This window comes from Methylobacterium sp. WL7, assembly GCF_008040085.1.
GTDB lineage: Bacteria > Pseudomonadota > Alphaproteobacteria > Rhizobiales > Beijerinckiaceae > Methylobacterium > Methylobacterium mesophilicum.
In genome coordinates, this window is sequence record NZ_VRVG01000143.1 from 1 (window position 1) to 13,566 (window position 13,566).

The following is a 13,566-nucleotide window of genomic DNA, read 5'->3' on the forward strand; positions in this document are numbered from 1 at the left end:
CCCGAGGCCCGCGCGACGGGCCTCCCCGCCCCGCTTCGGACACCCGATCCATGTCCCGCCAGACCGCATCCCTGTTCAGCCCTGCACTCGTCGGACCCGCCCTCGTCGGCTCCGTGAAAAAACTCGATCCGCGCGCCATGATCCGCAACCCGGTCATGTTCGTGGTCGAGGTCGTGGCCGCACTGACCACCGTTCTGTTCGTCCGCGACGTCGCCACCGGCGCCGGCGACCTGCTGTTCTCCGGCCAGATCATCCTGTGGCTGTGGTTCACCCTGGTCTTCGCCAACTTCGCCGAGGCCCTGGCAGAGGGGCGCGGCAAGGCCCAGGCCGACAGCCTGCGGCGCACCCGCACCGAGACGATGGCCAAGCGCCTCACCGGTCCGGGCGGTCGCTACGAGACCGTCCCGGGGACCAGCCTCCGGGTCGGCGACGTGGTGCTGGTCGAGGCCGGCGACCTGATCCCCTCCGACGGCGAGGTGATCCAGGGCGTCGCCTCGGTCAACGAGGCGGCGATCACAGGCGAATCCGCTCCGGTCATCCGCGAATCCGGCGGCGACCGCTCGGCCGTGACCGGCGGCACGCAGGTGCTCTCCGACGAGATCCGGGTGCGGATCACCGCGGCCGCCGGCTCGACTTTCGTCGACCGGATGATCGCCCTGGTCGAGGGCGCCTCGCGGCAGAAGACTCCCAACGAGATCGCCCTGAACATCCTGCTCGCCGGGCTCACCCTCGTGTTCGTGTTCGCGGTGGCCTCGATCCCGAGCTTCGCGTCCTATGCCGGCGGCGCGATCCCGCTGATCGTGCTGGTGGCGCTGTTCGTCACCCTGATCCCGACCACGATCGGCGCCCTGCTCTCGGCGATCGGCATCGCCGGCATGGACCGGCTGGTGCGCTTCAACGTGCTCGCCCTGTCGGGCCGCGCCGTCGAGGCGGCGGGCGACGTGGACACCCTGCTGCTGGACAAGACCGGCACGATCACGCTCGGCAACCGCCAGGCGACCGCGTTCCGGCCGGTGGCCGGCGTCACCGAGCAGGATCTGGCGGACGCGGCCCAGCTCGCCTCGCTGGCCGACGAGACCCCGGAGGGCCGCTCGATCGTGGTGCTCGCCAAGGAGGCCTACGGGATCCGCGCCCGCGACATGGCCGGCCTCAACGCCAGCTTCGTGCCGTTCACCGCGCAGTCCCGCATGAGCGGCGTCGATCTCGACGGAATCTCCATCCGCAAGGGCGCGGTCGAGGCGGTGATCGCCTCGGTCTCGGCGCAGCCGATGGCGAGCCGGGGCTCGAACGCGGCGCTCGCCTACCAGCCGGAGGCGGAGCCCGACTCCGTCGCCGAGATCCGCGCCATCGCCGAGGAGATCGCCAAGGCCGGCGGAACGCCGCTGGCGGTGGCCCGGGACGGCCGGCTGCTCGGTGTCGTCTACCTGAAGGACATCGTGAAGGGCGGAATCCGCGAGCGCTTCGCCGAGCTGCGCCGGATGGGCATCCGCACGGTGATGATCACCGGCGACAACCCGATGACCGCCGCCGCCATCGCCGCGGAGGCCGGCGTGGACGACTTCCTCGCCCAGGCCACCCCGGAGGACAAGCTGGCGCTGATCCGCGCCGAGCAGGCCCAGGGCAAGCTCGTCGCCATGTGCGGCGACGGCACCAACGACGCCCCCGCCCTCGCCCAGGCCGATGTCGGCGTCGCCATGAACACCGGAACGGTGGCGGCCCGGGAGGCCGGCAACATGGTCGATCTCGATTCCGACCCGACCAAGCTGATCGAGATCGTCGGCATCGGCAAGCAGCTGCTGATGACCCGCGGTGCGCTGACCACCTTCTCCATCGCCAACGACGTGGCGAAGTACTTCGCGATCATCCCGGCGATGTTCCTCGGGCTCTATCCGCAGCTCCAGGCCCTCAACGTCATGGGGCTGGCCTCGCCGCAGAGCGCGATCCTGTCGGCGATCATCTTCAACGCGCTGATCATCGTGGCGCTGATCCCCCTGGCGCTCCGGGGCGTGACCTACCGGGCCGTCGGCGCCGCCGCGCTGCTGCGCCGGAACCTGCTGATCTACGGGCTCGGCGGCGTGCTGGTTCCGTTCGCCGCCATCAAGGCGATCGACCTCGCCGTCACCGCCCTGCACCTCGCCTGAACCGCCCCCTCGGAGACCCGCCATGCTCAGCCAGCTTCGCCCCGCCCTGGTCCTGCTCACCGTCCTCACGGCGATCACCGGCCTCGCCTACCCGCTCGCCGTCACCGGCCTCGCCGGCCTGATCTTCCCCGCGCGTGCCGCCGGCAGCCTGATCGAGCGCGACGGCCATGTCGTCGGCTCGGGCCTGATCGGCCAAAACTTCACCGGCGCCACCTACTTCCACGGCCGTCCCTCGGCCACGAGCGCCGCGGACCCGGCCGATCCGTCGAAGACCGTGCCGGCGCCCTACAACGCGTCCAATTCCGCGGGCTCCAACCTCGGCCCGACCAGCGCCGCGCTGGCCGAGCGGGTCAAGGGCGACCGGGACGCGCTGACGGCGGAAAATCCCGGCCGGCCTGTCCCGGTCGATCTCGTCACGGCGAGCGGCTCGGGCCTCGACCCGGATATCTCGCCCGACGCCGCCCTGTTCCAGGTGCCGCGGGTCGCCAAGGCCCGCAACCTGCCCGAGGACCGCCTGCGCCAGCTCGTCGCCGCGCAGAGCGAGGGCCGCACGCTCGGGCTGCTCGGCGAGCCACGGGTGAACGTGCTGGCGCTGAACCTTGCGCTGGATGGGTTGGGTGGGCGCTGAACGGCCATCCAGGACGCACGGCATCGTTCCGATCCATCCTCGCGGGACGATGCAGCTGCACCCGAAGGCCGGCGGCCCAACGGATCGGACGGTCGAGACAGCTCGAGAACCGGCACGTTCTGAGTCTGTTCGTAAGGCGGCTTCTTGAGCCGGCCTCAATCCAACCGCTGGACTGAACGGTATTCGCAGGCGACCCACGCTGGTATCGTGATCGATCGATGGACGGCTCAGGGGCTTCCCGCGCGGACGCTCTTGCCGGCACCGACCTGGTATCCCGCGATCGTCAGAACTCTCGAGATGTCATGAGCGACCTTGTGCAGCGAAAGGCGGACGTGATCGCCTTCTATGAGCTGATGTTCAACGATTGTCGTCCGCGGAAGGCAATCGAGCGTTACGCAGGGGCCGAGTACGTCCAGCACAATCCACATGTGGCGACCGGAAAAGACGGGTTCATCACCTATTTCGAACGCATGGCGCGGGAATGGCCTGGTAAGCGCGTCGAGATCAAGCGCGCCGTCGCCGAGGGCGAATTCGTGGTTCTTCACTGTCTCCAGCGCTGGCCCGGCGGCCACGACTACGCGACCATGGACATGTTCCGGCTCGATGCCGACGGGAAGATCGTCGAGCACTGGGACGTGCTTCAAATCCTCCCGGAGACCTCCGCCAATCCGAATGGCATGTTCTGAGGCGGCGAAACGTCCTTCCGCACCACGACCTGCAACGTGGAAGGGATTGCCGCGTGCGAGACCGGAGCGGCGGGAATCCGGCCCGATGCGAACCCCATCCGTGTCGCGCTGACCGCGGGTACCCTGAAAGAACCATGCCCGAGACCGGCCGAGACCCGACCCGTCCCACTCCCGAGGCGCTGCTGGAAACGGCGCGCCGGGAGTCGCGGACCCGCGGCCGGCTGAAGGTTTTCCTGGGGGCCGCCCCCGGGGTCGGCAAGACCTTCGAGATGCTCACCATCGGCCGCGCTCGGCGCGAAGCCGGCCTCGACGTGGTGGTGGGCGTCGTCGAGACCCACGGCCGGGCCGAGACCGAGGCGCTGCTCGACGGGTTCACGATCGTCCCGCGCCGCACCGTGCCCTACCACGGCACCACGCTCGACGAGATGGATCTCGACGCCCTCCTGACCCGGAGGCCGGCCCTCGCGCTGGTGGATGAGCTCGCCCACACCAACGCGCCGGGATCCCGCCACCCGAAGCGCTACCAGGACGTCGAGGAACTGCTCGACGCCGGCATCGACGTCTACACGACGCTCAACATCCAGCATGTCGAGAGCCTCAACGACGTGGTGGCGCAGATCACCCGCATCCGCGTGCGCGAGACCGTGCCGGACGGCATCCTCGACCGGGCGGACGACATCGAGGTGGTCGACCTCAATCCGGACGACCTAATCCAGCGGCTCAAGGACGGCAAGGTCTACGTCCCGACCAACGCCGAGCGCGCCCTGAAGCACTACTTCTCCCGCGGCAACCTCACGGCCCTGCGCGAGCTGGCCCTACGCCGCACCGCCGACCGGGTCGACGACGAACTCCTCAGCCACATGCAGGCCAACGCCATCGCGGGGCCCTGGAGCGCCGGCGAGCGGGTGCTGGTCTGCATCAGCGCCGATCCGCGCTCGGCCGGCCTGGTGCGCTACGCCAAGCGCGTCGCCGACCGGCTGCACGCGCCCTGGACCGCCCTGTACATCGAGGCGCCGCGCGCCGGGTCCGCCAGCGAGGCGGCGCGCGACCGGATCGCCGAGACCCTGCGGCTCGCCGACCGGCTCGGTGGCGATGCCGTCACCCTGCCGGGCGGCCGACGCGTCGCCGACGACATCCTGGCCTATGCCCGCTCGGCCAACGTCAACCACATCGTGGTCGGCAAGGCGGCACGTTCCTGGATCTTCGAGCTGGTGAACGGCTCGGTGGTCCACGACCTCGTGCGCCGCAGCGGCAACATCAGCGTCCACGTGGTGCCGGGCGAAGCCGTGCCGGCCGAGGCTCCGGCGCGCCGGACGGTCGCCACCGCAACCCCGGCCGCGGCCTTCGAGCCCGGCCCCTACGGGATGGCGCTCCTCGCCTCCGCGGCGGCGCTCGGGGCGGCGCTCCTGCTCCAGCCCTATACCGGCATCGAGAATGCCGACCTGATGCTGCTCACCGCCGTGGTCGCGGTCGCGGTTCGCTGGGGGCTCGGACCTTCGCTCGCCGCGGTGGTCTCGGCCTCGCTGGCCTACAACTTCTTCTTCCTGCCGCCGCTCTACACCTTCACCATCGCCGACCCGACCAACGTCGCGGCGTTCCTGCTGTTCACGCTGGTGGCCGTGCTGGTCTCGAACCTCGCCGCCCGGGCTCGCCGCATCGCCATGATCAGCCAGGGCCGGGCCGCGTCCACGGAGCGGTTGTTCGGGTTCTCGCGCAAGCTCGCGGGCTGCGGCACCCTGGACGACGTGCTCTGGGCCACCTGCGCGCAGGTCGCCGCCATGCTCCGGGTGCGGGTCGTCCTGCTGCTGCCGGATGGCAAGCCCGTCACCGTCCGGGCCGGCTACCCGCCCGAGGACCGGCTCGATGCCGCCGACCTCGCCGCGGCCCAGTGGGCCTTCGACAACGACCGCCCGGCCGGGCGCGGTGCCGACACCCTGCCGGGCGCCAAGCGGCTGTTCCTGCCGATGCGCACCGGGCGCGGCACCATCGGAGTGATCGGCCTCGACGCGGACGGCGCCGGCCCGATCCTGACCCCGGAGGGTCGCCGCCTGCTCGATGCGCTGGCCGACATGGGCGCGCTCGCCATCGAGCGGGTGCGGTTGGTGGAGGATCTCGACCGTGCCGAGCGCGCCGCCGAGACCGACCGCCTGCGCCAGGCGCTCCTGACCTCGATCAGCCACGACTTGCGAACCCCCCTGGCCTCCGTGCTGGGGGCGGCCAGCACGCTGCGCGACCTCGACGCCGACCTCGGCCCCGAGGCCAAGGCCGAGCTGCTCGCGACGATCATTGCGGAATCTGAGCGGCTGAACCGCTTCATCGCCAACCTGCTCGACATGACCCGCCTGGAGGCGGGCGCGGTGGCCCCGAACCTCGCCCCCCAGGACGTCGCAGAGACCGTCGACACCGCCCTGCGCCGGGTCGAGCCGGTGCTGGCCGACCACAGGGTCGTACTCGACCTGGCGCCCGATTTGCCGGTGCTCCGCTTCGATCCGGTCCTGTTCGAGCAGGTGCTGGTGAACCTGCTCGACAACGCCGCCAAGTACGCGCCGGCCGGCTCGACCGTGACCGTGCGGGCCCGCAGGGCGGGCGACCGGGTGCGGCTGGAAATCCTCGACGAGGGCGACGGCCTGCCCGAGACGGAGGTCGAGCGGGTGTTCGACAAGTTCTACCGGGTCCGCAAGAGCGACCGGGTCCGGGCCGGCACCGGGCTGGGGCTGGCCATCGCGCGCGGCTTCGTCGAGGCGATGGGCGGCACCGTCACGGCCGCCAACCGGCGCGACCGCCTCGGGGCGGTCTTCACCGTGACGCTGCCGGTCCCGGCCCGGACCGGGCGCAAGGACATCGCCGCATGAGCCCGACCCTATGAGCCCGACCATCCTGGTCATCGACGACGAGCCGCCGATCCGGAAGCTGCTGCGCACGGGGCTGTCCACGCAGGGCTACGCGATCCTGGAGGCGCCGAACGCCGCGACCGCCCTCGACGTGCTGGGGCGCGAGCGGGTGGATCTCGTCATCCTCGATCTCGGGCTGCCCGACATGCGCGGCCACGACCTGCTGCGGGCGATCCGGGCCCGCCATCCCGCGCTGCCCGTGGTGGTGCTGTCGAGCCGCACCGACGAGGGCGGCAAGGTCGAGGCCCTCGACCTCGGCGCGGACGACTACGTGACCAAGCCGTTCGGCATGGCGGAGTTGCTGGCCCGCCTGCGCGCCGCCCTGCGCCACCAGCTCGCCGTCCAGGGTGAACGGCCGATCTTCAAGGTCGACCGGCTCACGATCGACCTCGTCCGGCGGATCGTGAAGGTCGACGAGGCCGAGGTGAAGCTCACCCCGCGCGAGTACGATTTCCTGCGCGTGCTGGTGCTGCATGCCGGCAAGGTGCTGACCCATGCGCAGCTGATGCAGGCGGTCTCGGTCTCCTCCGATCCGCAATATCTGCGCGTCTACATGCGCCAGCTCCGGCAGAAGCTGGAGGCCGACCCCGAACGCCCGCGCATCCTGTTGACCGAGACCGGCGTCGGCTACCGCCTGCGCGCGCCGGAGGACGAGCCGCCCGTCACGGAGAACGGGCGGGCGCCCACCGGCGGCGCCTGAGAACGGAGTCTCGGCCGGCTCAGAGCCGGAGCGCGATCCGCTCCGCCGAGACCTGAACGGCATCGGGGCGGTGATCGGTCTCCCCGGCCGCGTAGTCGAACGCCGCCTCCCGGCTGCGGAACAGGCCACCGGCCCGCCCGTGGATCTCGATGGCGACCCAGTGCCCCTCCGGATCCTGGCCGACGATGAACCGGGCGGTGTCCCCCGCGGGGGCGGCGACGTGGATGGTGGGCGACATCGGATGTCTGGGGTTCCCGCGATCCTCCGGGGACCGCACCGTGAAGGTGGACCCGAACGCATAAGGGTTCGAGCGGGACGCCCGGCCGATCTCATAAGCGCCTCGTTAGGATTTTCCGTCCTTTGACGGCTCACGCGTTAGCTTATGGGCCGCGAGGACAGAAATGACCTACAGTACGGGCAGTCTATTTTATAGAAAAGGCGTCCAGAACCCGCGTATACATACAATAATACGACGCATATGCCCGTTGAGGAAATGAAATTTCATGATGTGATCCGACGTGACATCACGCTGATGGTGGCGCGGCGATCGTCATGGCTCGAATGATCTCAAGTGTACTGCTTTTGGCGTCGCTGGTTTTGTTCTTCCTGTCGATCGCCAGCCGTGTTCGCGAATGCTCATCCGAATCGGGTGGGCATTCGGATGATTCCCGGTGCCGGTGATCTGCGTTGCCATTCATGCCGGGAGCTTCGGCTCCGCGTCCTGATCGCGCGCGCGACCAGCCTGCTGTTCGTGCGAGCCTGGCGTGAAATCGCGTTGTACCGGGATGACGCCGAAGTGCCGATCAGTCCGGTAACGGGGATGCAGATCCGGCGGTCACGGGGGCGCGAGCCGAAGTCCCGCGGGGACGTCGATGCGACGTCTATCGGTGTCGGATGATGCTGGGAGCGGTGATGGCTCCCCGAGCAGGACTCGAACCTGCGACAAGGCGATTAACAGTCGCCTGCTCTACCAACTGAGCTATCGGGGATCACGAGCGGGTCTCTACACACCAGGATCGCGGGACGCAAGACCCTGAATGGCGCGATCGGCACCGTTCGCCGGGGCTCACCCATTGCGCGCCCTGAGAAAGGTGGTTTGCCGGCGCTCGACCGGGCCGGCTGTGGCTTTTCTGTTACGGTTGGTTGGGGGGGCGCGGCGCCAGCCCCAGCCTGCCGCGCCAGATGCGGTGTCGCGGGGTCATCCCATCGTCACGGCGGCCGCCTAGACGGTCGGACCATCGGCACGGGCCGTCGCCAAGCGCCCCCCGACGCAGATCCCCCGCTGGTCCGAACCGCAAGGCGTCCGCGCCGTGCCGTCCGGTCATGCCGCGTTCGCCCGGACAGCCGGCCTCGGTCGCGTGCGGGCCTGCCTGCCACGTATTCGGAGTGTTCACGATGTCGCGCGATCCCGACGGCCTTCAGGCAGGCGACGCCCTCGGCCCGGAGCGTGGCAGCCGCATGCCCGACTACATCGGCGGCGCCGTGATCGGCTTCCTCATCGTCGCCGCCGCGGTGCGCGTGATCCTGGCGCACACGGTCTGATGAGGTCCGCGCACGATCCGGCGACCGGGCCGCATCGCCGGGAACAGATTTTGACGCGCGGCATCGATGGCAAGACCGAAGAGCGCTCCGGCATTTCAATGACTGTTTCTTCTCGTTTGTACTGATCGGCCCGAATATATCTCAGAATTATTGCATATCGCTTCGCGGCGTTTGCCGGCTATATTTAGTGTTGGCGCAAGCTTTGCTGTAGTACGGCCCTCCCACTCGATTCTCGCGGATAGCGGTTCTCTTCCCATGCGCATTTCCCTCGGCCTCAAGCTGGCGGCGGTCGTCGGCCTGTTGGGCTTCGTTGCGGTCGGCATCTCGGCCTTCGCCATCCGGCAATCGCTGTGGGAGCAGGAGCGCGCCGCCGCCACCGACAAGATCTGGAATGCCGGGCTGCAGGCCGGCGCCCTGGGTCAGGCGATCGAGCACGCGGTCGTGCAGGCCACCGCCCTCTACACCGCCGAGGACACCAGGGAGGCGCGCACGCGGCTGTCCGCGCTGCACGACGCCCTGGCGGCGGTGGAACAGGTCCGGGTGCCGTTCCTGGCGGCGATGGAGGATCAACTGCCGCCGGATCGGCGCCGCCGGTTCGACCTGTTCGTGAAGGAGTTCATCGCCTACCAGAACGACACCGCCGAACTCGGCCTGACGATCTCGCCCAAGGCCGCCCTGATCCAGGCCACCGACGAGTCCACGGTGAAGAACCGCGAGCACATGATCGCGGAGATCGGCCTGCTCGGACGCGAGGTGCTGGCCCGGCTCAACGAGCGGCGCGCCGCCGACGCCGCGGATCGCAGCGCCGCCCGCCTGGCGTTGATCGTAGTGCCCGCCGTGGCGCTCGCCCTCGGCCTGCTCGCCGCGATCTGGATCATCCTCAGCCAAGTCCAGAAGCCGCTGGGCCGACTGAAATCCAGCATGACCGCGCTGGCGGCCAACGACCTCGACCGGACCATCCCGTTCACCCACCGCCGGGACGAGATCGGCGAGATGGCCAGCGCCATCGCGGGCTTCCAGACGGCCCTGATCGAGAAGCGGACGCTCGATGCCGAGGCCCAGGCCCGGCGGGACCGCGACCGCGTCCGGGCCGAGCAGCTGGCCGAGGCGACCCGCGCCTTCGAGGGGGAGACCCACCGCGCCGTGGCGGATCTCGCGGGATCGGCCGACTCGATGCAGGATGCCGCCGCGACGCTCACCGGAACGGCCGGCGACATGGCGGCCCGGGCCGCCGTGGTGGCGGGTGCCTCGAGCCAGACCGCCGACATCGTCGACAGCATCGCCAGTGCGGCCGAGGAGTTCGCGGCCTCCGCCCGGGAGATCGAGGGGCGGGTCCGCCGCACCAGCGAGATCGCGGCCTCCGCGCTGACCGACACCAAGCAGCTGGAAATCACGGTCTCGAGCCTGTCGCAGGCGGCCGCCGAAATCGACGCCGTCGTCACCCTGATCCGGACGGTGGCGGAGCAGACCAACCTGCTGGCCTTGAACGCCACCATCGAGGCGGCCCGCGCCGGCGCGGCCGGACGCGGCTTCGCCGTGGTCGCCGCCGAGGTGAAGGCGCTCGCCGGCCAGACCGCGCTCACCACCGACCGGATCACCGGCCAGGTCGGGTCGATCCAGGGGGCCGCCGCCAACACAGTCGGCGCCATCGCGTCGATCGGCGAGACGATCGCCCGGATGAGCGTCATCGCCTCCGAGGTCGCCCATGCGGCGGACCAGCAGGGCGCGGCCAGCCAGGAGATCGCCCGGGCCATCGCGGATGCGGCGGCGGATTCGCACAAGGTCTCGGAGAGCGTCGGAGGCGTGCGCGCCGCGGCTGCCTCCAACGAGGTGCAGGCCGAGCAGGTGCGTGGCAGCGCCTCCCGGGTGAGCACCGGGACCCGCACCCTGCAGCAGGCGATCGAGACCTTCCTGGGGCAGGTCCACGCTGCGTAAGGTTCTACCCGGTGCCTGAAACCGCATTTCGGGCGCCGGACAAGACAGCCTGGGCGCGCGCGACCGTCCTGAAAAGGCTGGCCAGCGGCCCGAGATGGATCGGGACCGCTCCCACGCCGAACTGTGGGGGCCGGCACTGCTGCGGCGCGCGATGGAAACGCCTGGACACGTCCGCGATCCTCCGGGGTTTCCGACGTCGCCGTTCGTTCCCAGCGGGACGGAGCGCGAACAGAATCGCCCGGGGTAGCGGAACAGGCCTGTCGCCAAGGCATGATCGGATCCAAGCGCGTCCTGCGTGCGAACGCAGGCGGCCGCGCTGCCGATAGTGTCATATCCGAGCGCACCGGCTTGGTATTGTTTCTGAATACAATAAAAATGGTGTAGCTATTTCTATAATTGAGACTTAATCTAGCGTATATTTGAACGTAAATAGAAAACAAATTCAGTATTGACAACTTTTACGTGTATTGACGGATCGAGGATTTGGCTCGTATCTTTATACGAAGAGCCAGAGCAACGTCGCCGAACCGTCCCGCTATCCCATGTTTGCAGTGTCGATTTTTGATCCGGCGGGCTCGTTCCGTCAGGGCTGCGCGTCGCCATGCCGGAGGCGGCTGAGTTTCGGCCCGGCGATCCGCCGGCGCTGAGGCTGCGGCGCGCAGATCCAACGCCTGGCGCATCGTCCCGAGCACCGGGATCGCCTCGAACCCGGCCACGTGCCCCGTGATCTCGATCGCCGGACGGTCTCCTCACCCTTCGGCATCGCCGTTTCCGCCTTCGGCCAGGCGCCTTGCCGCGACGCGATCGTGCGTCGGTCCAGAAGAGAACAGTATCGTGCTTCAGATGCGCAATTCCTTCGGCTTCAAGCTGGCGGCGGTCGTCGGCCTGCTGGGCTTCGTGGCTCTCGGCATCTCGGCCTTCGCCGTCCGGCAATCGCTGTGGGAGCAGGACCGCGCCGCCGCCACGGACCGGATCTGGAATGCCGGGCTGCAGGCCGGCGCCCTGAGCCAGGCCATCGAGCACGCGGTCGTGCAGGCCACCGCCCTCTACACCGCCGAGGACACGCAGGAAGCGCGGACGCGTCTCTCCGGGCTGCAGGACGCCCTGGCGGCGGTGGAACAGGTGCGGGTGCCGTTCCTGGCGGCGATGGAGGATCAACTGCCGCCGGATCGGCGCCGCCGGTTCGACCTCTTCGTGAAGGAGTTCATCGCCTACCAGACCGACACGGCCGAACTCGGCCTGACGATCTCGCCCAAGGCCGCCCTGATCCAGGCCACCGACGAATCCACGGTGAAGAACCGTGAACGCATGATCGCGGAGATCGGCGGCCTCGGGCGCGAGGTGCTGGCCCGCCTCAACGACCAGCGCGCGGCCGGCGTCATCGAGCAGCGCCGGGCGATCGTCGCCCTGATCGTGGCGCCGGCGGTGGCGCTCGCCCTGGCGCTGGCCGCCTCGATCTGGATCGCCGTCTCCCAGATCCAGAAGCCCCTGAGACGCCTGAAAGCCGCCATGCAGGCTCTGGCGGCGGACCGGCTCGACGACACGATCCCGTTCACCGAGCGCCAGGACGCGATCGGCCAGATGGCGCATGCCATCGCGGCGTTCCAGGCGGCGATGATCGAGCGGCGGACGCTGGACCACGACGCCCGGGCGCGGACGGCGCGCGACCTCGTCCGGGCCGAGCGGCTGGCCGCGGCGACCCAGGCCTTCGACGCCGAGATGCAGCGGACGGTGGCGGATCTCGCGGCTTCCGCGGACGCCATGCAGGCCTCGGCCGACGCGCTATCGGGTCTTGCGGGCGAGACGACCGCGCAGGTCGCCGTCGTGGCGGAGGCGTCCGATCAGACCGCCGGTGTCGTGGTCAGCATCGCCAGCGCCGCCGAGGAGTTGTCGGTCGCGGCCCGGGAGATCGAGAGCCAGGTCCGGCACACCAGCGAGATCGCCTCGACGGCGCTCTCGGATACGCAAGGGCTGGTGGCGACGGTGACGACCCTCTCGCAAGCCGCGGACGACGCCGGCGCCGTGATCGCGCTGATCCGCGCCGTCGCCCAGCAGACCAACATGCTGGCGCTCAACGCCACCATCGAGGCCGCCCGGGCCGGCGCGGCCGGACGGGGGTTCGCCGTGGTCGCCACCGAGGTCAAGGACCTGGCGGCGCAGACCGCGCAGGCGACCGACCGCATCGCCCATCACATCGGGGCGATCCAGGCGGCTGCCGCCGATACGGTCGGGGCGATCGGCTCGATCGGCACGGTGGGCCAGACGATCGCGCAGATGAGCTCAATCGCCTCCGAGGTCGCGGTTGCGGCGGACCAGCAGGGCCAGTCGAGCCAAGTGATCGCCCGCGCCATCACCAGCGCGGCGACGGATTCCCGGAAGGTCTCCGACAGCGTAGCGGGCGTGCGCGCCACCGCGGCCTCCAACGAGGTGCAGGCCGAGCATGTCCGGACGAGCGCCCTGCAGGTGAATGCCGGGACCCACAGCCTGCAGCGGGCGATCGAGACGTTTTTGGCCCAGGTCGCCGCGGCCTGACGGCATCGTCCTGAAAGGCGGAAGGCCCTTCGAGGGAGACGACAGGGGGGCGGCGGCCATGCCGGCGTTCGCGACGCGGGACATCCGCCGTCTCGACGGCACGAAGACCGGGCGGCGGTAGCGTGCGTTATCTCGGAAGATCGATGGAGGCCTCGCCCGGAATCGAACCGGGGTGCAAGGATTTGCAGTCCTCTGCGTAACCACTCCGCCACGAGGCCCCTCGTCGCGACGCCGTGGCGCCGCCCTCGGAGCCTGGCGGCCGGCTCCGGGTGGGGGTCTCTAGCAGAGGTGGGCGGCGGCAGGCAACGGTCGCGATGCGGCTTCCCAGGGCGATCGCTTGAAAGGAATGGATTTCGGTGTTGCCTTTTGCGTGATTCACAGGGCGCCTCGGTCTGGTGAGGCATCCGATGTCAGGCAAGGCACTGGTGGAGCATTTTTCGGCGTTGGAAGACCCGCGCCAGAGTTGGAAGGTGGTCTACCCGCTGCCGGAGATCATGTTGCTGGTCCTGTG

9 protein-coding genes and 2 tRNA genes are annotated in these 13,566 nt (G+C 69.7%); 8 read left to right on the forward strand and 3 right to left on the reverse strand.

Annotated features, from left to right (window positions below):
- The first annotated feature begins 50 nt into the window (after window positions 1-50).
- The 5 genes from kdpB to FV233_RS24925 all read left to right on the forward strand — a co-directional run bounded on the left by kdpB (window position 51) and on the right by FV233_RS24925 (window position 7,046).
- Window positions 51-2,141 carry a potassium-transporting ATPase subunit KdpB gene (kdpB, locus tag FV233_RS24905; RefSeq protein WP_147899104.1) on the forward strand — a complete coding sequence of 697 codons (2,091 nt, stop codon included), beginning with the start codon at window positions 51-53 and terminating at the stop codon, window positions 2,139-2,141.
- Between the two features lie 22 nt (window positions 2,142-2,163).
- Window positions 2,164-2,769: a K(+)-transporting ATPase subunit C gene (locus FV233_RS24910; protein WP_147856389.1), complete on the forward strand. Its 606-nt coding sequence runs from the start codon at window positions 2,164-2,166 to the stop codon at window positions 2,767-2,769.
- 302 nt (window positions 2,770-3,071) lie between these two features.
- Window positions 3,072-3,455: a nuclear transport factor 2 family protein gene (locus FV233_RS24915; RefSeq protein ID WP_147856388.1), complete on the forward strand. Its 384-nt coding sequence runs from the start codon at window positions 3,072-3,074 to the stop codon at window positions 3,453-3,455.
- A gap of 134 nt (window positions 3,456-3,589) precedes the next feature.
- Window positions 3,590-6,307 carry a sensor histidine kinase KdpD gene (locus FV233_RS24920; protein WP_147899105.1) on the forward strand — a complete coding sequence of 906 codons (2,718 nt, stop codon included), beginning with the start codon at window positions 3,590-3,592 and terminating at the stop codon, window positions 6,305-6,307.
- A 10-nt stretch (window positions 6,308-6,317) separates the two neighbouring features.
- Window positions 6,318-7,046, forward strand: a complete 729-nt coding sequence (locus tag FV233_RS24925) for a response regulator transcription factor (protein ID WP_147856376.1) — start codon at window positions 6,318-6,320, stop codon at window positions 7,044-7,046.
- Between the two features lie 19 nt (window positions 7,047-7,065).
- Here FV233_RS24925 and FV233_RS24930 read toward each other — a convergent pair whose 3' ends face one another.
- Together FV233_RS24930 and FV233_RS24935 are read right to left on the reverse strand one after the other, a co-directional pair.
- Window positions 7,066-7,284: a hypothetical protein gene (locus FV233_RS24930; RefSeq protein WP_147856375.1), complete on the reverse strand. Its 219-nt coding sequence runs from the start codon at window positions 7,282-7,284 to the stop codon at window positions 7,066-7,068.
- Between the two features lie 675 nt (window positions 7,285-7,959).
- Window positions 7,960-8,035: transfer RNA gene (locus FV233_RS24935), tRNA-Asn, on the reverse strand.
- A 406-nt stretch (window positions 8,036-8,441) separates the two neighbouring features.
- Here FV233_RS24935 and FV233_RS30605 point away from each other — a divergent pair.
- From FV233_RS30605 to FV233_RS24945, 3 genes are all read left to right on the forward strand, one after another.
- Entirely contained in the window at window positions 8,442-8,588 is a 147-nt protein-coding gene (locus FV233_RS30605) for a hypothetical protein (RefSeq protein ID WP_187277841.1), read from the forward strand.
- Window positions 8,589-8,843: 255 nt separating this feature from the next.
- Window positions 8,844-10,523, forward strand: coding sequence for a methyl-accepting chemotaxis protein (locus FV233_RS24940; protein WP_147899106.1), 1,680 nt, complete (start codon window positions 8,844-8,846; stop codon window positions 10,521-10,523).
- A gap of 843 nt (window positions 10,524-11,366) precedes the next feature.
- A complete protein-coding gene (locus FV233_RS24945) occupies window positions 11,367-13,055 on the forward strand; it encodes a methyl-accepting chemotaxis protein (protein WP_147899107.1) in 1,689 nt (562 codons plus the stop codon).
- Between the two features lie 144 nt (window positions 13,056-13,199).
- Here FV233_RS24945 and FV233_RS24950 read toward each other — a convergent pair.
- A tRNA-Cys gene (locus tag FV233_RS24950) sits at window positions 13,200-13,273 on the reverse strand.
- Window positions 13,274-13,566 lie beyond the last annotated feature (293 nt).